Origin of the sequence: Haloarcula salina (genome assembly GCF_010119195.1) — an archaeon.
Lineage (GTDB): Archaea > Halobacteriota > Halobacteria > Halobacteriales > Haloarculaceae > Haloarcula > Haloarcula salina.
The window spans coordinates 424,344-447,892 of sequence record NZ_WRXL01000003.1 but is presented as its reverse complement, the minus strand read 5'-3'; the positions used below and the strand labels follow the sequence as shown (position 1 = coordinate 447,892).

The 23,549-nt window shown below is 68.2% G+C and carries 25 protein-coding genes; 10 read left to right on the top strand and 15 right to left on the bottom strand.

Annotation, left to right across the window (positions count from 1 at the left end):
* Positions 1-113: 113 nt before the first annotated feature.
* Together GM656_RS10655 and GM656_RS10650 are read right to left on the bottom strand one after the other, a co-directional pair.
* On the bottom strand, positions 114-1,295 hold the full coding sequence (locus tag GM656_RS10655; protein ID WP_162413641.1) for a PQQ-binding-like beta-propeller repeat protein: 1,182 nt from the start codon (positions 1,293-1,295) through the stop codon (positions 114-116).
* Positions 1,296-1,355: 60 nt separating this feature from the next.
* The gene (locus tag GM656_RS10650; RefSeq protein ID WP_162413640.1) at positions 1,356-1,637 is read right to left on the bottom strand and encodes a hypothetical protein; all 282 of its coding nucleotides are present in this window, start codon (positions 1,635-1,637) and stop codon (positions 1,356-1,358) included.
* Positions 1,638-1,731: 94 nt separating this feature from the next.
* Between GM656_RS10650 and GM656_RS10645 the strand changes: the two genes are divergently transcribed.
* From GM656_RS10645 to GM656_RS10635, 3 genes are all read left to right on the top strand, one after another.
* Positions 1,732-2,100 (top strand): cupin domain-containing protein, encoded by a 369-nt coding sequence (locus GM656_RS10645; RefSeq protein WP_162413639.1) that lies wholly within the window; start codon positions 1,732-1,734, stop codon positions 2,098-2,100.
* A 2-nt stretch (positions 2,101-2,102) separates the two neighbouring features.
* Complete coding sequence (locus GM656_RS10640) at positions 2,103-2,714, top strand: hypothetical protein (RefSeq protein ID WP_162413638.1); 612 nt, start codon at positions 2,103-2,105, stop codon at positions 2,712-2,714.
* 75 nt (positions 2,715-2,789) lie between these two features.
* The gene (locus tag GM656_RS10635; RefSeq protein WP_162413637.1) at positions 2,790-3,836 is read left to right on the top strand and encodes a PAS domain-containing sensor histidine kinase; all 1,047 of its coding nucleotides are present in this window, start codon (positions 2,790-2,792) and stop codon (positions 3,834-3,836) included.
* Positions 3,837-4,018: 182 nt separating this feature from the next.
* On the opposite strand, the gene GM656_RS10630 is transcribed toward GM656_RS10635, so the two are convergent.
* The 4 genes from GM656_RS10630 to GM656_RS10615 form a co-directional block, all read right to left on the bottom strand.
* Positions 4,019-5,848, bottom strand: coding sequence for a carbon starvation CstA family protein (locus GM656_RS10630; protein WP_162413636.1), 1,830 nt, complete (start codon positions 5,846-5,848; stop codon positions 4,019-4,021).
* Positions 5,849-6,020: 172 nt separating this feature from the next.
* Positions 6,021-6,995: an ArsA family ATPase gene (locus tag GM656_RS10625; protein ID WP_162413635.1), complete on the bottom strand. Its 975-nt coding sequence runs from the start codon at positions 6,993-6,995 to the stop codon at positions 6,021-6,023.
* 1 nt (position 6,996) lies between these two features.
* Complete coding sequence (locus GM656_RS10620; protein WP_162413634.1) at positions 6,997-7,293, bottom strand: hypothetical protein; 297 nt, start codon at positions 7,291-7,293, stop codon at positions 6,997-6,999.
* A gap of 6 nt (positions 7,294-7,299) precedes the next feature.
* Complete coding sequence (locus tag GM656_RS10615; RefSeq protein WP_162413633.1) at positions 7,300-7,524, bottom strand: hypothetical protein; 225 nt, start codon at positions 7,522-7,524, stop codon at positions 7,300-7,302.
* A gap of 105 nt (positions 7,525-7,629) precedes the next feature.
* Here GM656_RS10615 and GM656_RS10610 point away from each other — a divergent pair, with 105 nt between their 5' ends.
* Complete coding sequence (locus tag GM656_RS10610; RefSeq protein ID WP_162413632.1) at positions 7,630-8,685, top strand: enolase-like domain-containing protein; 1,056 nt, start codon at positions 7,630-7,632, stop codon at positions 8,683-8,685.
* Positions 8,686-8,872: 187 nt separating this feature from the next.
* On the opposite strand, the gene GM656_RS10605 is transcribed toward GM656_RS10610, so the two are convergent.
* Entirely contained in the window at positions 8,873-9,388 is a 516-nt protein-coding gene (locus GM656_RS10605) for a DUF367 family protein (protein WP_162413631.1), read from the bottom strand.
* Positions 9,389-9,475: 87 nt separating this feature from the next.
* On the opposite strand from GM656_RS10605, the gene GM656_RS10600 reads away from it, so the two are divergent.
* Together GM656_RS10600 and GM656_RS10595 are read left to right on the top strand one after the other, a co-directional pair.
* A complete protein-coding gene (locus GM656_RS10600; protein ID WP_162413630.1) occupies positions 9,476-10,999 on the top strand; it encodes a redoxin domain-containing protein in 1,524 nt (507 codons plus the stop codon).
* Positions 10,996-11,346: a nuclear transport factor 2 family protein gene (locus tag GM656_RS10595; RefSeq protein ID WP_162413629.1), complete on the top strand. Its 351-nt coding sequence runs from the start codon at positions 10,996-10,998 to the stop codon at positions 11,344-11,346. The genes GM656_RS10600 and GM656_RS10595 overlap by 4 nt, the downstream gene beginning before the upstream one ends.
* 49 nt (positions 11,347-11,395) lie before the next feature.
* On the opposite strand, the gene serS is transcribed toward GM656_RS10595, so the two are convergent.
* Together serS and GM656_RS10585 are read right to left on the bottom strand one after the other, a co-directional pair.
* Complete coding sequence (gene serS / locus GM656_RS10590) at positions 11,396-12,778, bottom strand: serine--tRNA ligase (protein WP_162413628.1); 1,383 nt, start codon at positions 12,776-12,778, stop codon at positions 11,396-11,398.
* Between the two features lie 99 nt (positions 12,779-12,877).
* Positions 12,878-13,315, bottom strand: coding sequence for a universal stress protein (locus GM656_RS10585; RefSeq protein WP_162413627.1), 438 nt, complete (start codon positions 13,313-13,315; stop codon positions 12,878-12,880).
* A gap of 105 nt (positions 13,316-13,420) precedes the next feature.
* Here GM656_RS10585 and GM656_RS10580 point away from each other — a divergent pair, with 105 nt between their 5' ends.
* Positions 13,421-14,329: an MBL fold metallo-hydrolase gene (locus GM656_RS10580; protein ID WP_162413626.1), complete on the top strand. Its 909-nt coding sequence runs from the start codon at positions 13,421-13,423 to the stop codon at positions 14,327-14,329.
* A 94-nt stretch (positions 14,330-14,423) separates the two neighbouring features.
* Positions 14,424-16,328 carry a cation:proton antiporter domain-containing protein gene (locus GM656_RS10575; RefSeq protein ID WP_162413625.1) on the top strand — a complete coding sequence of 635 codons (1,905 nt, stop codon included), beginning with the start codon at positions 14,424-14,426 and terminating at the stop codon, positions 16,326-16,328.
* Here the strand turns inward: GM656_RS10575 and GM656_RS10570 are convergent.
* From GM656_RS10570 to GM656_RS10565, 3 genes are all read right to left on the bottom strand, one after another.
* Positions 16,325-16,777: a PaaI family thioesterase gene (locus tag GM656_RS10570; protein WP_162413624.1), complete on the bottom strand. Its 453-nt coding sequence runs from the start codon at positions 16,775-16,777 to the stop codon at positions 16,325-16,327. The two genes, GM656_RS10575 and GM656_RS10570, sit on opposite strands and share 4 nt — an antisense overlap.
* Positions 16,778-16,850: 73 nt before the next feature.
* A complete protein-coding gene (locus tag GM656_RS19115) occupies positions 16,851-16,997 on the bottom strand; it encodes a hypothetical protein (protein WP_174242970.1) in 147 nt (48 codons plus the stop codon).
* Between the two features lie 82 nt (positions 16,998-17,079).
* On the bottom strand, positions 17,080-17,742 hold the full coding sequence (locus GM656_RS10565) for a DUF47 family protein (protein WP_162413623.1): 663 nt from the start codon (positions 17,740-17,742) through the stop codon (positions 17,080-17,082).
* 203 nt (positions 17,743-17,945) lie between these two features.
* On the opposite strand from GM656_RS10565, the gene GM656_RS10560 reads away from it, so the two are divergent.
* Positions 17,946-18,413, top strand: a complete 468-nt coding sequence (locus GM656_RS10560) for an NUDIX hydrolase (protein ID WP_162413622.1) — start codon at positions 17,946-17,948, stop codon at positions 18,411-18,413.
* A 232-nt stretch (positions 18,414-18,645) separates the two neighbouring features.
* On the opposite strand, the gene GM656_RS10555 is transcribed toward GM656_RS10560, so the two are convergent.
* From GM656_RS10555 to GM656_RS10545, 3 genes are all read right to left on the bottom strand, one after another.
* Positions 18,646-19,779, bottom strand: coding sequence for a thiolase family protein (locus GM656_RS10555; RefSeq protein WP_162413621.1), 1,134 nt, complete (start codon positions 19,777-19,779; stop codon positions 18,646-18,648).
* An 80-nt stretch (positions 19,780-19,859) separates the two neighbouring features.
* Complete coding sequence (locus GM656_RS10550) at positions 19,860-20,333, bottom strand: pyridoxamine 5'-phosphate oxidase family protein (RefSeq protein WP_162413620.1); 474 nt, start codon at positions 20,331-20,333, stop codon at positions 19,860-19,862.
* A gap of 96 nt (positions 20,334-20,429) precedes the next feature.
* On the bottom strand, positions 20,430-22,079 hold the full coding sequence (locus tag GM656_RS10545) for an HVO_2922 family protein (RefSeq protein ID WP_162413619.1): 1,650 nt from the start codon (positions 22,077-22,079) through the stop codon (positions 20,430-20,432).
* A 92-nt stretch (positions 22,080-22,171) separates the two neighbouring features.
* On the opposite strand from GM656_RS10545, the gene GM656_RS10540 reads away from it, so the two are divergent.
* The gene (locus GM656_RS10540) at positions 22,172-23,524 is read left to right on the top strand and encodes an ATP-binding protein (protein WP_162413618.1); all 1,353 of its coding nucleotides are present in this window, start codon (positions 22,172-22,174) and stop codon (positions 23,522-23,524) included.
* Positions 23,525-23,549 lie beyond the last annotated feature (25 nt).

The following is a 23,549-nucleotide window of genomic DNA, read 5'->3' as shown; positions in this document are numbered from 1 at the left end:
GCGAAGACGAACTAAGCTCGCCTCTGTGCGAGCGCCATCGGCTTCCAGCATCGCCGACGCCAAAACGAACTAAGGCGGCCTCAGTGCCGCCGGACTGCTTTTGTGACCGAGCGTCACCGAGCGTCGCGTTCGAGAACGGTGCCGCCGTCGCCGACGGCGAGGGCGCGTGACCCGCCGACGGCGACGCCGTTGAGCGTCTCGGCCGTCGGAGTCACGGCGCGCTCCCAGTCTGCGGCGTCCGCTCGCTCGAAAACCGCGCCGTCCGCACCGCACGCGAGCCAGCGATCACCCCGACCGGCCACGGACCGGAGCGCGGTGTCAGCGACCCGTTCCGGCGTCCACGAGCCCGAATCCGTCCGGTAGACGACGCCGGCGTCGGTGCCGACGATGGGTCCCGCTCCCGTCGCGGCCACGTCGGTCAGCGTCCCGGAGACGTCATCGATACCCGACTCGGTGAACGACCGTCCGGCGTCGTCGGTCTCGAACACACGCTGGCTGGTATCGCAGACCCAGCCAGCGTCGCCCCCGAGGGCGAGGCCGGCGAGGCTCGACCCGCTCCCGGGCGTCACGGGCTCGCGCCAGGCGACGCTCCCGTCGCGGTAGTCGCCCCGGCGGACCCGCCCCGACCCGTCGCCGAGCAGGACGCGCTCGCCGTCCGGCCCGGTCGTCGCGGCCACGGCGACGAGGTTCGACGTGTCTCCGGCCGGGTCAGAGTGGTCGACGTGCCGCCCGGTCTCTGGGTCGATCCGGGCGACCGTCCCGCCGTCGCCCGTGATCCAGACGCCGCCGTCGCCGACCGCGTCGACCCCGCGGAGCGGCTGTGACTGGGCGCGCGGCCCATCGGAGAGCACCGTCTCCCAGCCCGCACCGGTGTCCGCGACGAGGGTGCCGTCCGCGCCGACGGCGTACGCGCCCGCATCGGTCGACGCCGCGTCGTGCAGGCGGGCGTCGGTCGGGACCGACGCGGCCGTCCACCGAGATTCGCCGGCAGACGCGGCGTCGGTGGCCGACGACGTGGCCGCGCCTGGCTCGGACTCCGCCGACGGAGGGCCACCCCTCACGGACTCAGCCGACGTGTCGGCCTCCGCGCCCGTGCCGGCCTCTCCGTCGGCGCTGAGGTACAGCGCGACGGGCGGGACGACGTACGCCGCGATGGCGACGGCGGCGAACCGGTTGTCGACGACGGTCAGCGTCCCGAACGCCGTCAGCGCCGCCGTGGCGACGGCGTGGACCCACGTCTTCGTGTATCGGCGCGCGAACGTCGCCGGCCCGTCTCGACCGTCCAGTTCCGTCATTGACAGGACCTTGCGGCTCCCCACGGTCAGGTCTTTCCCCGACGTGCGCAGGGCGTCACCTCAGATGACGTCGTCCGGGTCGTGGGCCTCCGCCATCCGCGTCGCCTCGGCGGCGTACTGGGCTTGCGAGTCCGCATCGTCGACGCGCCCGAGGTTCTCGGGGTCGGCGTCGACGGCGGCGGTCGTGTCGCGCACGTCGGAGAAGGAGGTCAAGGCGCGCTCTTTGCGGAAGTAGCGCTCGCCGTCGGTCGTGGCGTACGTGAGGATGATCAGGTTCTGCTCGTCGTCGGAGTACGTCCGCTCCACCAGCCAGACGCGGACGGTGTCGCCGTCGGCTTCCATGGCCCCGACTTCGGGCCGCGGGACCGTGAATACTTGGCCGGGACCGTCGCCGCCCCCCGACGTTTTACGGGGACGCACGGCGTACGGGGTTGCCATGGGATACCACCACATCGCCGTCGAGGACATCGAGACGACGCCAGAGCGGCCGTGCACGCGGCGGTCAGTCAGCGAGGCCGCCGGGCTGGAGAGCCTCGGGGCGAACGTCTACGACGTCGCGCCCGGCGAGCAGATTCCGCTGGCCTACCACACCCACGACGAGCAGGAGGAGGTGTTCTACGTCAGCTCGGGGACGCTCCACGTCGAGACGCCGGAGGAGACTTTCGAGGTGGGGGCCGAGGAGGTGTTCGTCGTCGAACCCGACAGCCCGCAGCGGGCGTTCGTGCCGGAGTCGGCCGACGAGCCGGCCCGCGCGTTCGTCGTCGGTGCGCCGGCGGTCGACGACGCCCACGCCTACGAGGACTGACGATGAGCGGCACAGACGACGCGCCGTCGGACGAGGTGGAGCCCGCGCGGGCCGAACGCCCCGAGTGGGACGACCAGTACGTCGACGCCGTCGCCGACCGACTCGCGTTCAACTACGACCTCGAACGGGACCACGACGCCGGGGGAGAGCGGTTCGACCTGTACGGCCGCCTCACCATCGAGAGCCAGAAGCAGGTGCTCCACCAGTCGCTGAACTGGGCCAACTACGAGACCGTCGAGCACCTGTTCGCCCGGCGCGTGGACGGCGTCTCGGAGGCCGACCTGGACGCCCTCGTCGACCTGGGCCACGACCTCGCGGAGGAGCGCATCGACGCCGACGAGGAGCACCACGGGACGGAGTTCACGTTCGTCCTCGTCGCACCCCGCATCCCCGAGTCGGTCCGGGAGTTCGTCAGCGGCTTCCGCGACCGCACGCTCCTGAAGTACGGCTACTACGGGGCCTACGAGGTCAACCTCGTCGTCGTCGCCCCCGACCGGGAGGACGCCGTCGCCAGCGCCGAGGCCGACGTGGCGGCGGCGTTCGAACTGTGGCGCGACCTCGACGCGGCCGAATCGCGCGGACTCCTCGGACGGCTCCGCACGTGGCTCGGCTGAGCCGGGGTATCGAGATCCGTCAGGAGGACGGGTATCGTGGCTGGGATTTATACGGATTGAGATCGAGGAATTCGTATGGACGGGGCCTCGCTCGGGCAACGTCGTGACTTTCGGGCACTGTTCGACGAGGTCGACGGCGTGGCGCTCTGGACGGCGACCGAACCCGGCGAATTCGACTACATCAGCGCTGGCTTCGAAGACATCTGGGGCATCCCGCCCGACGACGTCAAGGACGACGTCAGCAGCTTACTCGCCACCATTCACCCCGACGACCGGGACCGCGTTCGCGCAAACATGGAGGCATCGACGACCGAACTCCGTGACGCCGCCTACGAGGGGCGCATCGTTCGACCGGATGGGGAGGTCCGCTGGACGCTCACCCGGCAAGTTCTCCTGCGAGATGATGAGGGGAATGTCTCGGAAGTCGTCGGGATCTGCACCGACATCACGGAACAAAAGCGCCGCGAACAGGAACTCGAACTGCTGAACCGGATCGTCCGCCACGATATTCGCAACGATATGGCGGTCGTCCTCGGGTGGGTAGAGATACTGACGGACCACGTCGATGACGAGGGGGCGGAGTACCTACAGAAGATTCTCGCCAGCGGCGAACACGTCGTCGATCTGACCGAGACCGCGCGCGATTACGTCGAGACGGTCACGTCGAACGAGGACGTCGCAGTAGAGCCGATTTCACTCGATTCGATTCTCGAGACCGAACTGTCGCTTCGGAGGGAGTCCTACCCAGCTGCTGAGTTCGTACTGAACGGTTCGCTTCCAGAGGTCACGGTCGCTGCCGATAGCATGCTCAGTTCGGTCTTCCGGAACCTCCTCAACAACGCCGTCCAACACAACGACGAGGACACCCCCCATGTCGAGGTGTCGTGTGTGGTTCGTGACGAGGCGGTCAGGGTTCGAATAGCCGACAACGGGCCCGGAATCCCCGACGATCAGAAAGACATCGTCTTCGGCAAGGGAGAGCGGGGACTCGGGAGTCCCGGGACGGGAATTGGACTCTACCTCGTCGAGAGATTAGTTACCCAGTACGGTGGCGAGGTCTGGGCCGAAGACAACCAGCCGACGGGAACCGTCTTCGTCGTCGAACTGCTACGTGCAGACTGAGCCAGACGCGGCCTCTCCGTTCCACGTCGACGGCGTTCCTCGCTCGCGGTAAGCGAGAGCGCAGGCGTGACCGGTGGGTGCGCGTGGAACTTCGGGACACAGAGACGCATCAAGTGTCAGAGAACCCGCGTTGGTCATACGAAACGAGGTGTACGAGCGTCTAGAGCCGTAACGACGGCGACTCAGTCGTCGGCTGGCGTCGCGCCGGGTTCACGGCGGACCGACTTGATGTTGTTGTAGCCGATCCAGACCAGCGACAGCGCGAGACCGACGAGCACGAGCGCCAGGACGATCTGCGCGGCGACGGAGACGCGAGCCACGATGCCCGCTTCCGGCGCGAACCCACCCTGCACGAACTGCTGGTAGAGGTTCTGATAGAGCGCGAGGTACAGCAGCGCGATGACGGTGATGAGCGTCATCAGCGCCATCGGGACGCCGGTGCTGATGAGCTGTTTGTTGTCGTCCCAGTTGGCCAGCCACACCGTCGCGGTCAGCAGGGCCAGCGCGGCGAGCAACTGGTTCGCGCCGCCGAACAGGGGCCAGAGGCTCGCCCACGATCCGCTGGCGACGAGCGCGTACGCGACGAGGCACTGGATCGCGGCGTTGCTGTAGCGGTTGATGCCGACGGACTGGACCTGCCGGACGGCCGACGAGGAGGCGGTCGGCGTCCCGACGATCTCCTCGGCCATGTAGCGGCCGAGTCGAACCGCGGTGTCGGTCGAGGTCAGCAGGAAGCTCACGAGGACCAGCGCCATGAACACCGCGCCGATCTCGAGCGGGATACCGAAACTCGACAGCATCACCGCGCCGCCGCTGGCGAAGTTCGGGAGGGCGCGACCGATGCCGCCGCCGGCCGTGACGCCGGCGATGGCGACCGTGCCGAGCGCCACCGTCGCCAGCAGCCCCTCACCGAGCATGCCGCCGTAGCCGATGGGGCGGGCGTCGGACTCCTTGTTGAGTTGCTTCGCCGTGGTGCCCGAGGAGACCAGCGAGTGGAAACCGCTGATGGTCCCGCAGGCGATGGTCACGAACAGTAGTGGGAACAGCGGGAGCCCCGCGGTCCCCATGAAGCCGTAGTACGGTTCGAGCGAGATGGTCAGCGGTTCCGCCGAGGTCCCCAGTAGCGTGCCGACGATGACCGCGAGCAGCGCGCCGCCGACGCCCGCGTACAGCAGGAACGACGAGAGGAAGTCGCGCGGCTGGAGCAACATCCACACGGGCAGGACCGACGCGATGGCTGCATAGAGGAGGATGACCGGAATCCAGCCGGCGGTGTTCGCCCCGAGCGTGCCCGCCGCGGGCACGAGCGAGGCCAGTCCAGAGCCGAACAGGACGATGGTCTCCGGCGCGTACGACGACCCTTCCGCGGCCGGGAACAGCGCGATCGGGAAGTTGAGGCCGACCCAGACGCCACCGAACACCGCGGCGACGAACACGGCCGTCCCCGGGATGAACGGCAGGTCGAACTGATAGAGGTAGACGCCGAAGACGAGCGCGAGCGCGATGTAGACGAAACTGGCCGTCGCGGCCTGCGGATAGGCGTTGAACACGATGGCGACCACGAGCGCGAACACCGCGACGACGAGGATGATCGTCAGGAAGGCGAACCACAGCAGCATGTTCTTGCCGCGGTCGCCGACGTACTCGCCGATGATGTAGCCGATCGACTTGCCCTCGTGTCGCAGGCTGCCCGACAGCGACACGAAGTCGTGGACGCTCCCCAGCAGCGGGTTGCCGATGGCGATCCACAGCAGCGCCGGCACCCACCCCCAGACGACGCCGGCGGTGATCGGGCCGACGATGGGCGCGCCGCCGGCGATGCTGGAGTAGTGGTGGCCCAGCAACACCGGTTTCTTTGCCGGGACGTACTCCTGGCCGTCCTCGTACTTGTGCGCCGGTGTCTCGTTGCTGTCGTCGAGTTCGACGAACCGTGCGAGATACCGGGAGTACCCGACGTATCCCACCGTGAACGTTAGCAGCGTTGCGATGACGAGCCAGATGACTTGTACCATGGTAGTGAACCTCACATATCGTTGCGTCCAATACTCACTTAATAATTGCTGACGATTATTTATAACAGACTCTGAATACTCAGGCCCGATCCCTGGGTCGGACCCGAGTCAGGGGTCGAAAAGAGTCGTGTCCGCGACTGAACCGAGATTACTCTCACGAGGGAAACGGTCCCTACCCCTGTTCCGGCGGCGCGGCCGTCACGTCGATGTCGAGTTCGGCAGCGATCTCGTCGAGGAGGCCACCCTTGATCTCGGCGACGCGCTGTTCGATGACGGCGACGATCGGCTGGTCGAACTCCCGTTCGATGCGGTCCAGTCGGTCGCGCTCGGTCCGGTGGCGCTCCCGCAGGAACGTCGCGCCGGTCCCGCTCTCCTCGGGGTCAGGTTCGGGTGCGACCTTGTTGACGACGAGACCGCCGACGCTCAGCCCCGCCGATTCGAGGTCGTCGACGGCGCGGTGGGACTCCTCGATGGAGAGTTCGTCGGGGTTCAACACGAGGAAGAAGGCGGCGTCCTCCCGGAGCGTCTCGCCGGCGAACGCGAACTGCTCCTTGCGCTCTGCCAGGCGCGCCAGGATGGGGTCGTCGGCGAGTTTCGCGCGGGCTTCCTTGTCGCCGATGGCCGCCTTCTCGAACAGGTCGACGCTCTCGGCGCGCTTCTCGCGGAGGCGCTCGACCCACGATTCGAGGAATTCGGGGAGCGACAGCAGGCGCAGGGTCCCGCCGGTCGGCGAGGTGTCGAAGACGACGCGGTCGTAGTCCTCGCTCGACCGCATCACGTCGATGAGGCGGTCGAACAGCGCCGCCTCGTAGGCCCCGGGCGTTCGGTGGGCGAGTTCGATCTGGCGGTCGATCTCGTTGACGATGGCCGGGCTCACCTGATCTGACATCGTCGCCTTGATCTCGCGCATGTGGCGGTCGATCTCGGCCTCGGGGTCGATCTCCATCGCCCAGAGCCCGTCGTGGCCGGAAACCGCGGTCGGCTCGTCGCCGAACTGCTGGTCGAACACGTCCGACGTGCTGTGGGCGGGGTCAGTCGACACCAGCAGGGTTTCCAGTCCCGCGCGAGCGCAGTTCAGCCCGTAGGCGGCCGAGACGGTGGTCTTGCCGACCCCGCCCTTGCCGCCGAAGAAGACGAACCTGTTCATCTCAGAAGTGGTACTGCTGGCCCTTGCGTTCGAGCAGCGACTGTCGGTCCCACATTCGACGCTCCCACTGGGTGAACTCGTCGGTGAGATAGGGCAGGAGTTCGGCGGTGTAGTACGAGACGGGGCTGGGGATGCCGAAGGCGTCGGCGAAGCAGGCGAACATGAACACGTCCGCCGTGTCCTCGGCCTCCTTCTCGATCTTCTCGACCGACGGGTGCTCGATCATCCCGTGGTACAGCCCGTGCAGCCACTCTTCGAGCGCGTCGAGGTACGCATCGATGCGTTTGTCCACGTCCATGGGCGGTCAGCACGCGCACCCGGTGGAGCTCGGCGAGCGCTCGAAGCGCATCGTCTCGCCACAGGTCGGACACGCGGGCGGGCCGTCGCCGTCGGCGTCGACGTCGCGGATCCGCTCGTCGCAGTCGTCACACCAGTACGCCCCCTTCGAGGCCGTGCCCGTTCCCTCGCCGCGGTCGGCCGACTCGGTGGACGCCCGCAGCACGTCTTTGACGGTCTGTAGCACGCTCATGCGTGAACGGTCGCCCGGAATTCCCATAAACGTTCGTCCAAGACCGGGCCGCGAGAACCGACTCCCCGTCGTCGCCTTTAGGCGGCCGCCGCGCGAAGGGAGCCCATGTACGACGAAGTCGCGGCCCTCCCGCTGACCGTCGAGGACTGCAGTTTCGAGCGCCGAGAGCGCGCCACGTCGAGCGGCTTCGACCGGGCGACGACCACGATTTCTCTCGAAGGCAACGGCCTGGCGGGTCGCGGCGAGGACGTGACCTACGCCACGGCGGCCCACGACGCGCTTGCGGGTCACGAGGTGTCGCTGTCGGGCGAGTACACGCTCGACACGTTCTCGACGGCGCTCGACGAGGCCGACCTCTGGCCGGAGCCGCCCGAAGAGGAGCGGTTTCGCCACTACCGGCGCTGGGGGTTCGAGAGCGCCGCGCTGGACCTCGCGCTGAAGCAGGCCGACACCTCCCTCGGGGCGGCGGTCGGGCGGTCCTACGACCCCGTCTCGTTCGTCGTCTCGACGCGGCTGTCGGACCCCGGCGACGACGCGCCCCCCACAGCCGACCGGCTGGCGACGCTGTACGACCGCTACGGCGACCTCGCGTTCAAGCTCGACCCCACGCCGTCCTGGGACGACGGCCTCGTCGCGGAGGTGAGCGAGTACGACGTGCGCGTGCTGGACCTGAAGGGGCTGTACGACGACGGTGAGGTCGGCGTCGACGCCGACCCCGCGTTCTACCGCCGCGTCGTCGACGGCGTCCCGAACGCGCTGATCGAGGACCCGAACCTGACCGACGAGACCCGCCCGGTGTTCGACGGGTGGGAGGAGCGGGTCACCTGGGACGTGCCCATCACCGGCGTCGAGAGCATCGAAGACCTGCCGTTCGAGCCAGAGTGGCTCAACATGAAGCCGTCCCGGTGTGGCACCGTCGAGTCCGTCCTGGACACCATCGCGTACTGCGAGCGCAACGACATCGACCTCTACGGCGGCGGCCAGTTCGAACTCGGGGTCGGCCGGGACCACATCCAGGCGCTCGCGTCGCTGTGGTATCCCGACGGCCCCAACGACGTGGCACCGGGCGGCTACAACGACCCGGACCCGGACGCCGACCTGCCGACGAGTCCGCTGGAACCGCCGGAATCGCCCGTCGGCATCGGGACCGGTTTCCGCTGATCCGGCGGCCATGAGAGCGCAGGGAACATATTGGGAAAGTTACAATACCAGGGGCGTGCTACGCACTGCTATGCGCTGTCAGACCTGCGGCGAGCGCATCGAGGACGTGTTCGAGGCACACGCCCGAGAGGCCTGCCCGCACTGCGATGCGCCGCTCAACGAGAAGCCAGCACAGCCCCGGTGACCGTCACTCCTCGGCGAGATAGTCGTCCTGCACGTCGATCACGTCGCTCGAATCCGCACAGTCAGCGTAGCGCCGCAGCGGTTCCTCGTTCAGTTCCAGAAACGTGTGGCCCCAGGAGAACGGCGAGAGGATGCGTTCGGCGTGGTCGCGTTCGCCGAGGATGGCGAGCGCGCCGGCGAAGGCCTCGACGGTGTTCAGCTGGAACGCCGTCCCGAAGTTGACGGGATTGCCCGCGACCAGAAACGGCAGCGAGCGGTGGACGCCTTCGAGGTCGAACGCCTCCCGCTCGGCCGTCTCCCACGAGCAGTCGAGAGCGACGACCCGGCTGTGTCGCGCGCCGTCGCCGGGGGCCGGTCGGTCGGCCGGCGAGAGCGCCTGGTCGGCGAAGGGGTTGAGGACGATACCCGGCGGTGTCGAGCGCGTCGCGCGGTGGAGTTCGGCCTCGTCCAGGCGGGACAGCTTCCGCGCGCTGCACTTGTCGGGGTCGTCGTCGCCCTCGTAGCGGACGTGCAGTTCCACACCGTGCGTAGCGCGCTGGGCGGTAAAAGGGGCTCGCTCCGTGATAGCGGGCAAACACTGTTATAGACGGGGCTGATTTGTCTGCGTGTGCTTTCGGAGGGGACAGCCGCACCGGCGTTCGAACTGCCGGCGCTGGTCGACGGGGAACGCAAGCGGGTCGCGCTGTCGGAGTACCTCGGCGAGGACGTGGTGGTCCTCGCATTCTACCCGGCGGACTTCAATCCGGCCTGCGACGAGACCTCGTGTGACCTCGGCGAACTCGACCTCTTTACGATGCAGAAGGACGTGACCATCCTCGGAATCAGCCCGGACTCGGTGTACAGCCACCGGGCCTTCGCCGACCGCTACGACCTGAAGATCCCGCTGCTCGCGGACACCGACCACGAGGTCGCCAGCGAGTACGGCGTCGAATTCGTGGACCCCATCGGCCAGCGCCTCGTCGAGCGGGCCGTCGTCGTCATCGACCACGACGGGGTGGTTCAGTACGCCTGGAGCACGGACGACCTCCGGGAACTGCCCCGCGTCGAGGAGGTCAAGGACGCCATCGCGGACACCGGCGGCGGCGACACCGCCTTCGCCCGCTACCGCGTCGGCCACGCCCACTACACGGAGGGACGACGGGCATTCACCGCGGCGATGGACGGCTTCCGTGACTCGGAGTGGGTGGTCGCCCAGGGCGACTTCCAGCGAGCTCGCGAGGAGTTCGAAGCCGCCGAGGACCACTTCGACACCGCCGTCCGGTTCGGCGACGACGGGTCGCTGGCGCCGATCTACGAGGGCGCGAAGGCCAAGGCCAACGCGCTGTGGCAGGCCAGCGACTGGCTCACGCGGGCCGCGAGCGCCTACTCCAGCGGCGAGGGCGCGGAGGGCCAGGAGCTCCGCGACGACGCCGAGTGCCCGCTCGAAGACGCGCGCGGCTACCGGGAGCCGCCCGACCCCGACGAGCAGTGGCCCCCGGGTATCGAATCACTGGAGAAGGACGAACCGACCGACGAGTCCTTCCTCCCGACCGAGGAGGAGGACGTCGACACCTCCCTCGGCGTCGACATCGACGACGAGGTCGAACGGGGCGACGGAGAGGCGGTCGCTGCGGCCGACGACGGGCCGGCGGTGGACGAGACCGGAGCGCCGACGGCGTCGGAAGCCGAGGCTGGTACGTCGGGCGACCGGACCGGGGCTGACAGCGATGTCGCGCGGGCGGCGGTCGCCGACGGCGACGGCGAACTCACCGACGTCGACGAGACGGACATCGAGGAGATACAGGCCGAACTGGCGGCGAGCGAGGCGGAGACCCAGCCGACCGAACCGCTCGACGAGACCCCGACGGCGATGGTCGACGCGCCGCCCGAGCCGGTCGGTTCGGACGAGTCGCGGGAGGGCGCCGACGCGGGGGACGCGCCGACCCAGACCGAATCAGACGACAGTCCGGCGCCGTCCGAGCCGAGATCGTATCCCTCGGCCGAGACCGATGACGGGACGGGAGACGGATCTGCCGAACTCGACCTCACCGATCCGACGGCCGACGACGGCGACGTGAGCGAGACGAACCGCGACGACGAACCCGACGCCGAGGCCCGAGCGGGCGGCGAGGAGCCGGGGCGGGACGCGTGACTGGGGACGACCGCGCCGAGCGCGCACGATCGTACTACGAGGCCATCGACGGCGGCGACTACGACCGGCTGGCGTCGCTGCTCGCCGAGGGATTCGTCCACGACCGGCCGGACCGGACCATCGAGGGGCGAGAGCGCTTCGTCCGCTTCATGCGCGAGGAGCGCCCACAGCCGGACACGAGCCACCCGCTGGACGGGCTCTACGGCCCGGCGGGCGACGAAGCTGCAGACGAGGTCGTCGCCCGCGGGCGACTGCTCGACAGCGACGGCGAGCGCATCGTCGGCTTCGTCGACGTGTTCTCGCTCGCGGACGGAGAAATCGAGCGCATCGAGACGTACACGCGGTAGCGGCGGAGAAAACGGTGGGTCGAGCGACTATCGCGTCCGCGGCGGTCGCTTACTCCTTCTCGCCGGCCCCGACGGCGCTCTCGCCGACGGGCTCGTGGCCCTCGATGACCTCCTGACCGCCCATGTACGGACGCAGCGGTTCGGGGACCGTGACCGTGCCGTCCTCGTTCTGGTAGTACTCCATGATGGCGACCAGCACGCGCGGGACGGCCAGCCCGGAGCCGTTCAGGGTGTGGAGGTACTCGGCGGACTCGTGGCGCTCGGGCCGGAAGCGCAGGCCGGCGCGCCGCGCCTGGAAGTCCTCGAAGTTCGAGACCGAGGAGACTTCGAGCCAGCGGCCGCCGATCTCGGGACCCTGGTCCATGTCGTCGCCGGGGGCCCACACTTCGATGTCGTACTTCTTGGCCTGCGTGAAGCCCATGTCGCCGGTGCACATGTCGAGCACGCGGTAGGGGAGGTCGAGGCGATCGAGCACCTCGGCGGCCTCGTCGAGCAGCCCCTCCAGCCGGTCGTAGCTGTCTTCCGGGCGGACGAAGTTGACGAGTTCGACCTTGTGGAACTGGTGGACGCGAACGTAGCCCCGCGTCTCGGTCCCGTGCTCGCCGGCCTCGCGGCGGAAGTTCGGCGAGAACGCCTGGTGTTTGACCGGGAGGTCGTCGTCCAGCAGGATCTCGTCGCGGTACATGTTAGTGACCGGGACCTCCGCCGTCGGGAGGAGCCAGAGGTCGTCGCTGTCGTAGTCGTCGTCCTGGCGCGCGCCGACGCGGTAGGCGTCCTCGGCGAACTTCGGGAGCTGTCCGGTCCCCTCCATCGAGTCGGAGTTGACCGGGATCGGCGGCAGCACGTCGACGTACTCCTGCTCTCGGTGCACGTCGAGCATGAACTGGACGAGCGCGTGTTCGAGGCGCGCGCCGTCGCCCTTGACGAACTGGTAGCCGCCGCCGGTCACCTTCGCGCCGCGCTCGAAGTCGAGCAGGTCGAGTTCCTCGCCGAGGTCGTAGTGGGGGACGACCTCGTCGGGCAGGTCTCGCAGGTCGTCGAACCCCTCGCGGGAGCGCTCGACATTGTCGGCCTCGCCCTCGCCGGTGGGGACCGACTCGTGGGGGACGTTCGGCAGTTCCAGCAGCGCCGCCTCCAGCTCCGACTCCAGTTCGTCCGCGCGGTCCTCGACGTCCTGCAGTTCGTCTTTGAGCTCCTGGGAGCGCTCGATGGCCTCCTGGGCGGCCTCCTCGTCGCCCTCCTGTTTGTACTGGCCGATCGCGCTGGAGATGTCGTTGCGCTCCTGTCGCAGCCCGTCGCCTTTCGCCTTCAGTTCGCGCCACTCCTCGTCGATGGCGAGGATCTCGTCGAGGTCGACGCCCGTGACGCCCTTGCGCTCGATGGCGTCCCGGACCGTCTCGGGGTGCTCCCGGACGAACTGTCTCGATAACATGGCCGACGGTTCTCGATGGCGGAAATTAGGCGTGTCGGTCCGGGGCGGGGGAACCGCGCGGGGCGGTTCGCGGCGGCGCGACCCTGCGGCAGCGCGCGACTACTCGTCGGTCTTGACCGCGAGCACCGGGACCGGCGAGGCGCGGACGACCGTCTCGGTGACGCTCCCGATGAGCTCCCGGGAGGTCCCTGTCCGGCCGGCCGTCGCCATCACGACCACGTCGATGTCCTCGGCCGCGACGTAGTCCACGATTTCCTCGTGGGCCACGCCCCGCTCGACCGACGACTCGACGACGGTGATGTCGGCGTCCGCGGCCCGCGCTTCGATTTCTTCGACGGCCTGCGTGCCGGCGTCTTCGAGGCGGTCGAAGATGCTGGTCTCCTCGAAGTCCTCGAGCTGGTCGATGGCGTGGGACGTTTCGAGGACGTACAGCGCGTGCAGGGCGGCGTCGTGGCGCTCGGCCAGGTCGATGGCGTGGTCGGCCGCGAGTTCGGAGCCCGCGGAGCCGTCGGTCGGGAGGAGCACGGCGTCGTACATACCGCAGTGTTTCCGATACCCGGTGAACCCTCTTGCGGTTCCAGACAGGTGTCTGTCACGTTTCCCGGCACAACGGTTTTGCCCGCGCCGGTCGGGAGAGTGGGTATGGCAATCGGTGACGTTTACGAGGTGACGGTCGGGAGCTGTACGGACGTTCACTACGTCGACACCGGGATGTACGACGTGCCCGAGTACGGGTCGGTGTACGTCGTCGACGCGGAGCGTCCGGCGGTCGTCGACACCGGCATCGGCGCGCGCCACGAGAACATCGTCGCAGCGATGGAGTCGGTCGGCATCGCCCCCGAGGACCTGGAGGTCATCGCGGTCACGCACGTCCACCTCGACCACGCGGGCGGGGCCGGCTACCTCGCCGAGGCGTGCCCGAACGCCACCGTCTACGTCCACGAGATCGGGTCGCGTCACTTGGTCGACCCCGAGCGGCTCTGGGAGGGCACCAAGTACGCGGTCGGGGACCAGATTCAGTACTACGGCGAGCCGAAGCCGGTCCCCGAGGCGCGCATCGAGGAGCTGACCGACGGCGACGTGATCGACCTCGGCGACCACGAACTCCGCGCGCTCCACGCGCCGGGGCACGCCCCCCACCAGGTGGTGTTCCACGACCCCGCCATCGACGGCGTGTTCACCGCCGACGCCGCCGGCATCTACACGCCGTCGACCGACGAGGTCCACGTCACGACGCCGCCGATCAACTTCACGCTGGAGGGCGCGCTCGACGACGTGGCGATGATACGGGACCTCGATCCGGAGACGCTGCTGTACGGGCACTACGGGCCGGCGCTGGCCGGCGACAAGCTGGAGACCTACGCCGAAATCCTGCCGGAGTGGGTCGACAGCGTCGCACAGAAGCGCGAGGAACTCGGAGACGACGAGGCGGTCGTCGACCACTTCGTCGAGCGAGCCGACGCCGGTCTCTGGGGCGAGCGGAAGGGGCGCGCGGAGGCGCGGCTGAACGTCCGCGGCGTCCTCGTTGCGCTCGACAACCGCGAGGAGTGACGGCGGCAGACGCGCGACAAGCCGGTAACTGCGGGAGGGAGTGAGTGCGTTTATACCGGGGGGACCCGTTCGCCCCGACAGATGGAGGCCAATCGTGGCTGGTAGCTCGACGCTGCTGATTCCGCTGGTCGCCGGCATCATCGGACTCGGCGTGCTCGCGCAGGTGTTAGCGGCGCGGTTGCGCGTCCCGAGCATCATCTTCTACCTGCTGGTCGGCGTCATCATCGGCCAGCCGGGCCTTGGAATCATCGACAGCAGTACCTTCGGCGGGGCGCTCTCGGCGATCGTCGGGCTGGCGGTGGCGATCATCGTCTTCGAAGGGGCCTATCACCTCCGCTTCGACCGCTTGCGGGAGGCCCCGACGGCGACGTTCCGACTCGTGACTATCGGCGCGGCCATCGCGCTCGTCGGAACGGCCATCGCCGTCAAGTTCGCCTTCTCGTCGCCCGCGGTGTCCTGGAAGCTCTCCTTCCTCGTCGGCGCGCTGCTGGTCGCCACCGGACCGACGGTCATCACGCCGATCCTCAACGTCGTGCCGGTCAGGGACCGCGTCGCCGCCGCGCTGGAGACGGAGGGCATCGTCAACGACGTGACCGCGGCCATCATCGCCGTCGTCGTCTTCGAGACCGTGAACCCCGCCGTCTCCAGCGACGGCCTGCTACAGGCGTTCGCGCTCCGGTTGGGGACCGGGCTGCTCGTCGGTCTCATCGTCGCCGGCGTCGTCTACTACCTCCTGCAGTACGTCGACCTCTCGCCCGGCGACGCCCCGCGGAACTCCCGCCTGCTCGTGCTCGCCGGCGCGCTCATCGCCTACGCGGGCGCGAACACCATCGCGACGGAGGCCGGCGTCGCCGCCGCCGCGACGGCCGGAATGGCGCTCGGTAACGTCGACCATCCCTACGAGGAAGACATCGAGGCGTTCAAGGGCGACATCACCCTGCTCGTGCTCTCGTTCGTCTTCATCGCGCTGGCGGCTCAGCTAGAGCTGGCGGCGCTCATGGACGTGGGGGTGGCCGGCCTGCTGGTCGTCCTCGCCGTCGCGCTCCTCATCCGCCCGCTGCTCGTGTTCATCTCGACGGTCGGCGACCGCTTCACCACGAACGAGAAGCTGTTCGTCAGCTTCGTCGGGCCGCGCGGCATCATCCCGGCGTCGGTCGCGACGCTCTTCGCGGTCGAACTCCACAGCGCGGCCGAGGAACTCGGCGGCGCGCAGGCCGAACTGCTGAATCAGCAGGCCGAAATCCTGCTGGGGACCGTCTTTCTGGTCATCTTCGCGACCGCCCTGTTCGAGGGCGGCCTCGCGCGCTACATCGCGGAAAAACTGGACGTGATACCAATGCGAGTCATCATCGTCGGCGGCGGACAGGTGGGCCGAGCGCTCGCCGCGCGCCTCGAAGACCGGGGCGAGAACGTCGTCATCATCGAACAGGACGAAGAGGCAGTCGAACGAGCCCGGAACGCGGGCTACGCCGTCGAGATCGGCGACGGCACGGACACGGACATCCTCCGGTCTGCCGGCGCGGACAACGCCAAGACCGTCGTGGCCGCGACCGGCGACGACGACGCGAACCTGCTCGTCTCGCAGCTCGCGAGTTCGAAGTTCGACGTCGAGCGCGTCATCGCCCGCGCGAACAACCCCGACAACGTCGAGGCCTTCGAGGACCTGGGCGTGCGGACCATCTCCTCGGCGATGGCGACGGCGTGGGCCATCGACAACCAGATCGAGCGTCCGGCCATCGCCCACTGGATGACCGACATCGGCCGCAGCGGCGACGTTCAGGAGGTCGAGGTCGAGAACCCGGAGCTCATCGGTAAGTCGATCCGCGAGGTCGGCCCGATGCTGCCCGAAGCCTGCCTCGTCGCGCTCGTCAGCGGCGAACTCCACGAGAACGCGGAGGTCCCGACCGCCGACTACGTGCTCGAAGAAGGCGATATGGTGACCCTGCTCGGCCGGCGCGAGTCGGTCAGAGACGGGATGAAACTGGTCAGCGGGAACTAGTCGTTTTCGAGTCGCTCGATGGCGGCCTGGTCGACGCCCTCGGTCCACGGCGAACCGTCGCCGTCGCCGCCGGTCTTGTACGTGCCGCGAGCGCTGGCGACGTGGTGGCCGTCGTCGTCGTACACCTCTACGTCCACGACGGCGACGCTCCCACCGTTTCTGACGACCTCTGCCTCGGCCCGCAGGTCGGCGGTCGCCGGCGCGAGGTAGTCGATCCGCATGTCCACGGTCGGCGAGATGGACCCGGACAGCGAGACGACCGCCGCCCCGCCGACGGTGTCCACGAGCGAGTACGTGACGCCGCCGTGGGCGACGAGCGATTCGGGGTTCGAGGAGTGACTGCGCTCGAGCGAGAGCGTCCCCGCGGCGTGTCCGTCGTCCACGGTCGTGATCTCCATCCCGAGGCGTTCGACGAAGGGGATGTCGTTAAATAGCGTCTGCAGGCCCATGGCTACCGACAGGGCGTCGGTGCGGATAAACACCGCAGAACGGCCGGCAACGGGAAAACAGTGGTCTCGCCGGTCAGTCGCTCGCCGCGACGGTAGTCGTCTCGTCCTCGTCGTCGGCCGCGTCCTCGGGGAGGAGGTGTTCCGGTCGACGCAGGTAACTCGGCTTCTGTGCGAACGCTTCGATACGATCCCACTCGTCGGACGTCAGATGGCGACCCATTACCGATTATTCCGGCCCCCCAGTACTTAATTATGGATTCGATAACCGGGATTCAGTTCGTGATATTCGCGAGAAGGGACCGTCACGTGTCGCTCCAGCAGAACAGCAGGTGGTCGGCGGCGTCCTCCACCGCGTTCGGGACGGCGTCGAGCGACTGCAGCAGGGCGCGGACCACCAGCGCGTCCGCCGTCGAGTGCGCCTCGAAGGCCCGCGAGAGCACGTCGTTGCGGAACTGGTCGCACTGCGACTCCAGTTCCGAGATGCGGTCGACGGCCGCGCCGACCGGCGGGTTCGGCCCATCCGTCAGGAGTCCCTCGACGTACGTCTCGATGGCGTCGGTCAGCAATTTGACCGCGCTGAGCGTGAGCGCGGCGACGTCCTGGAGCGTGGTCAGCGTCGCCTCCGAAAGCGACGGCGACATCGCCTCGAAGTCGCGGACGAACCGCTCGGCGGCGTCCGGAATCGCGTCGACCATCGAGAACAGTTCGGCCAGGTCGGCCGCGCGCAGGTACACGTCGGTGTAGTTCGGTCGCGACCGACCGATGGCTCCGCAGAGCCGACGCCGGTGGTCGTCACAGACGGACTCCTGTTCGACGAGCGCCGCGCTCGCGTCGGTGAGTGACCGGCCGTCGTCGGCGGCCGACAGGGCCTGGGGTAACAGGACGAGACAGTCTTCGACGGCGGCGAGGTACGTTCCCGTTTTCTCGGCGACGATCTCGGCGTACTCGGGCGAGCGCGTTGCCATCAGTGTAGTAGTGCCAAAATCTAGCCTAAAGCGCTACTATGAGGGATATATAGCGATACGGTGGGAGACGGACGCGACACGCACGACGGGAGCGCGTCGGCGGCGTCGCGTGTGGCGATCCCCCGAACGAGATACAATCACATATTATTCCTCTAGGAGCATATTTGAGTAGCACTATACGTTCGGCCATCTGATACGATGACATGAACGCCGATCGCGTAACGTACGTGAAGAAAGCCTGCGCCTACATCACCCGAAACGGGTCCGAGCTGTTGGTGTTCGAGGGACCGGGCCACGACGGCCTCCAGGTGCCGAAAGGAACCGTCGAACCCGGCGAGTCGTCGCGCGAAGCCGTCCAGCGGGAGGTCGCTGAGGAGAGCGGGCTGGCCACTTTCGAGGAACTACAGCATCTCGTCACGGACGTGTGGACGCGACGCGAGTCGCCGCCGAAGCGCTACGTCCGCTCGTTCTATCACGTCCCCGTCCACGAGTCCCGCGACGAGTGGGTCCACACCGTGACCGGAACGGGCGAGGAGCGCGGCGTGGAGTTCTCGTTCTCGTGGATCGACCTCTCGACGGACGCCCGGTTCGCTCTGGACCTCGACGACTACCTCCACACCCTGTCCGGCGGCGCGACCGAACCCCCCGCCGTGGACGCGCTCGCCGACTGACTGGGCCGCTACGGCAGGCGGAACTCGATGGCCGCGCCCTGACCGAACCCGACGCACTCCGTCGCCAGGCCCAGGTCCGCGTCTCTGCGATCCGTCTCCACCTTTTTCGTCGTCGGGTTCCAGACGCGCTCTCCGAGCGCGCTCGAACCACTCCTCGAAAAACGTGGGCGAAAAATGCGCGACCCGCATCGCGATGCGGGTCGCGTGAAGCTGTCGCTTCGACGTGGGGAACCTACGGCAGGCGGAACTCGATGGCCGCGCCCTGACCGAACCCGACGCACTCCGTCGCCAGGCCCAGGTCCGCGTCTCTGCGATTCATCTCGTGGACGAGCGTCACCGGGAGGCGCGCACCGGAGGCTCCGAGCGGGTGGCCGATGGCGATGGCCCCGCCGTTGACGTTGTAGATGTCGTCATCGAAGCCCAGTTCGCGCTGGCAGTACAGGCACTGGCTCGCGAACGCCTCGTTGAGTTCCACCAGGTCGTAGTCGTCGGTCTCCCGGCCGGTGCGCTCACACAGCCCGCGGACGGCGGGGACCGGTCCGATTCCCATCACGGTCGGGTCGACGCCGGCGACCTCGTGAGAGCCGATCTCGGCGAGGACGTCGAGGCCGTTGTCCTCGGCGTACGCCCGTGAGGTGACCAGCAGCCCGGCCGCGCCGTCGGAGACCTGCGAGGCGTTACCCGGCGTCACGGTGCCGTCGGACTTGAACACCGTCGGTAGGCCCGAAAGCTTCTCCAGCGTCGTGTCTCGGCGGATTCCCTCGTCTTCCTCGACGCGGCCGTCGTCGGTGTCGACCGGGACGAGTTCGTCGTCGAATCGTCCAGAGCCGGTCGCGTCGGCGGCGCGCTCGTGGCTTCGGAGGGCGTACTCGTCTTGCTCGCGGCGGCTCACGTCGTGCTCGTCGGCGACCTTCTCGGCGGTCATCCCCATCTGGAGTTCGCCGACGTTGTAGTGCTCGGCGAGACGGGGATGGACGTTGTGGGTGTTCTCGCCCATCTGCACGCGGGACATCGACTCGACGCCGCCGGCGATAAGCACGTCGCGCTGGCCCGCCGCGACGGCGTCCGCGGCCCGCATCAGCGCCTCGGCGGAGGACGCACACCAGCGGTTGATGGTCGAGGCGGGGACCTCCTCGCCGAGGTCCGAGAGGAGGGCGACGACCCGCGCCATATTGTTGCCCTGCTCGCCGCGTTGTTGGGCACACCCCCACAGCAGGTCGTCGACCTCGTCGGACTCGATACCTGTCGACGCGAGCAGTTGGTTCACGAGCGGCACCGAGAGGTCCTCGCTCCGAACGTCAGCGAGCGCGCCGTCTTCTTTCCCCTGCGGGGTCCTGACCGCGTCGACGATGACTGGCGTGGGCATGGCCGACGGAACGGCGCGCGCCGTGTTAAAAGCTCACAAACTCGCGACCGCGGGGGATGCGTTGTCGGGACCTGCCCCCCTCACTCGATGTCGAACCCCGGCGGCAGGCCGGTGTGTCTGATGCCCCGCTGCGTGTCGATGCGGAACCGGTAGACCGCTACCTTCCCGGTCTCGATGGCCCGTTCGAAGAGGTCCGGTCGCCACGCCGAGTCGAGCACGTCCCCGACCGCGTCCCACTCGGTCTCGGGCACCGCGTCGATGGTCCCGTACAGGAGGACGCTCTCCCAGTGGAACATCGATTCGACCTGGTAGACGAGGACGCTGGCGTCGTCGGCCGCGTCGGTCAGCCGCTGTTTCCGACTCTCCGGCCCGCCGATGAACGTGAAGTACAGCGCGGCCTCGTCCGGGTCGTACCCGTACGACAGCGGCACCATGTACGGCCCGGCGTCCGTCGGCAGTCCAAGGACGCCGACCCGACGGCCGGCCAGGAACGCCGCGATGGCGTCGTCGTCCATCCGCGTGAGCCCCGCGTCTTCGAGTGAAGATACTGTCATATAGTTGTGATTTCGGGCGAACGGGCCTTAATCAGTTCGGGGATTCTACGGGAAAGAGAATCGGCGATTCGGCGGCCGAACCCACCGAACCGGGCGTCACTCCGTCTGGTCCGCGCCCGGCGCGTGGCGCTTGATCCGCCCGATGGCCGCGACGGCCTTGTTGCGCTCGGCGTAGCCCTCACCACTGTCGGCGATGATCTCGCCGTTGCGGTGGCGCAGTCGCCAGCGGAACTCCCCGCCCCTGTCCTCGAACACCTCGAAGGCCGCGGTCCCGATGGCGAGCAGGTCCGCCTCCGCGGCGTGGGACTGGACGCGCTCGACGGCGTCGATGGCCTTCGAGCGGTTCGAGTACCCCTGCCCGCTGTCGGCGACGAGTTCGCCGTTAGCCGCGCGCAGCCGCCAGCGCCAGTCGCCGCCGGCGTCCTCGTACACCTCGAAGCCGTCGTCGACCGCCGACTCCGGAGCCAGTTCGCCGACGCGACGGGCCGCGCGGCGGGCGTTCGACCGCGTGCTGTACCCCTCGCCGCTGTCGGCGAGGATGCGGCCGTTCCGGTGGAGGAGGCGCCAGCGGAACTCCCCGGCGGCGTCGGCGTACACCTCGAAGGCGACCGGGTCGAGCGCGAGGTAGGCCGCGCCGGGGACCTCCGCGCGGACGCTCTTCAGCGCCCGCCTGACGTTCGACTTCGAGGCGTAGCCCTCGCCGCTGTCGGCGATGATCTCGCCGTTGTCGTGGCGCAGTCGCCAGCGGAACTCCCCGCCCTTGTCCTCGAACATCTCGAAGGTCGCGGCGCTCTCGGGAGCCGGGACCGCCGGCACGTCCTCGGCGGTGTCGTCCTCGGTCGCGTTCTCGAAGAAGACGACCGCACCGCCGGCGGCGTTGGACTGAACGCTCCGAAGCCCCTGCATCGCCTTCTGGCGCGAGGCGTATCCCTGCGCGCTGTCGGCGATGACGTTGCCGTTGCGGTGGCGGAGCCGCCAGCGATACTTCCCGGCGGCGTCCGCGTACAGTTCGAACGTCGCCTTGCTGTCCATCGCGGCCGCGATGGTCGCCTGTGCCGCGGCGAGTTCTGCCTCGGTGGCCTCGGCGACGGCGGCGACGTCGGCACGCGCCGCCTCGCTGGCCGCCAGTTCCTCGGCCATCGTCTCGCGCTCGCGGGTCGCCCGCTGTGCGGTCTCGGTCTGTCGCTGTGCCGTTTCGGTGGCCTCCTCGGCCGCCCGGCTCGCGTCTTCGGCCTCCTGGCTCGCGCTCTCGGCCTCCCGCGTCGCTCGTTCGGCCGTCTCGGTCGCCGCTTCGGCCGTCCGAACCGCCTCCTCGTAGGCCTCTTTTCGACCGGTCAACAGCGGCGCGGCGACGGCCCCGACGGCCATCAGCGCCAGGCCGACGATGTACAGCGACACCGCCGGGTTCCCCTCGGGACCGGACCAGTTGCTCGGGTAGAAGGTGGTGAACCACACGGTGCCGAGCAGCGCGACGACCGCCCCGGCGTACGTGAGAAACAGGCCGCGACGCGTCAGCGGGAGCCGAATCGTCGGCCCCGCGAACAGGCAGATGAGCCCGATGGCACCAAGGAGATAGCCGAACTGGCGCGGCGTGCTCCGGGAGGCCGTGAGCGAGAACAACAGCAGGCCGACGATGCCGAGGACGATGCCGAACACGAACAGCCAGTAGCCGTATGCCTCGTCGTCGGTCGTCGGTTCGCCGATGCGGTCACGATAGACGTCGATGAGCCTGTTGCTCGCTACCATACAACAATCATACACAATTGATGTATATTATCCTACTGCCCGACGGCGCGCTTCGAGTGACTTATACAGGTCGCGTGGTAACGTTAGTGGGAATGAGCAATCCGGAACTGGACGTCATCGAGTTTCTGTTGACGGCCACTCTCTACGGCGAGCGACAGGACCTCGAGCCCGACGACCTGCCGCCCGCGTACCGGTCAGTGTTCTGGAGCGACGGTGAGATCGAACGCCCGCTGTCGGTGACGAACACGACCGCGAGCGAGGCGACCGGGGTCGAGCGCCCCTGGGCCGCCGTCTCCGGACTGATGTTCACCGACCGCGACGACTTCTCCGGGAGCATCTCCTTTACCGATCGCGACCTGGCAGAGGAGTGGTTCCTCGAACGGGTCGACGCCGACCACCTGGCCGAGAACCCCGTCCTCGCCGCGGTGTACGAGGACCAGGTCGACGGGCTGGACTACGAGCAATCGCGCGCCGCGAACCGCCCGTCCCGGGCCGACCGCGCGTTCATCGACGCCAGGCTGGAGGAGGCGTTCGACACCGACGACGAGGAAGAAGAGGAGATGCTCGACCTCGTGGACGTGCGCGCGCCAGAAGAGGTCGAGATGACCCTCAACGATCTCGTGTTGACCCACGACCAGGAGGACGAGATCCAGAAGATCGTCAAGGCCATCGAGCACCGGGACTACCTCGCCCAGATCGGTCTGCGCGAGATCGGGAAGCTGCTGTTCGTCGGCCCGCCGGGGACCGGCAAGACGAGCGTCGCCCGCGCGCTGGCCCACGACCTCGACCTCCCGTTCGTCGAGGTGAAGCTGTCGATGATCACGAGCCAGTACCTCGGCGAGACGGCCAAGAACGTCGAGAAGGTGTTCGAGGTGGCAAAGCGGCTCTCGCCGTGTATCCTCTTCATGGACGAGTTCGACTTCGTCGCGAAGACGCGCTCCTCCGACGAGCACGCCGCCATCAAGCGCGCCGTCAACACCCTGCTGAAGTCCATCGACGAGATCTCGCTGATCCAGGACGAGGTGCTGCTCATCGGCGCGACGAACCACCCCGATCAGCTCGACGCCGCGGCCTGGCGGCGCTTCGACGAGATCGTCAACTTCCCCAAGCCCGACAGCGGGATGCGCGCGGACATCCTCCGCATCGTCACCCGCCAGATGGACATCGTGGACTTCGACCCCGAGACGCTGGCGGACCTGACCGAGGGCCTGACCGGGAGCGACCTCCGACTCGTCCTCCGGGAGGCCGTCCTCAACGCCTTGACCGAGGAGCGGACGACGCTGACCCAGCAGGATCTCAAGGACGCCATCGTCGACTTCGAAGAGCGCGACAACCTCAAGAACATGGACATGATGGACGGGGACCACGAGGCGCTGGTGGCCGGCGGTGACTTCTCCGGTGACGGCGACAGCGGTCACGACCACGACCACGATCACGACGACTGAAACGGACAGTCGTCTGGACGAGTCG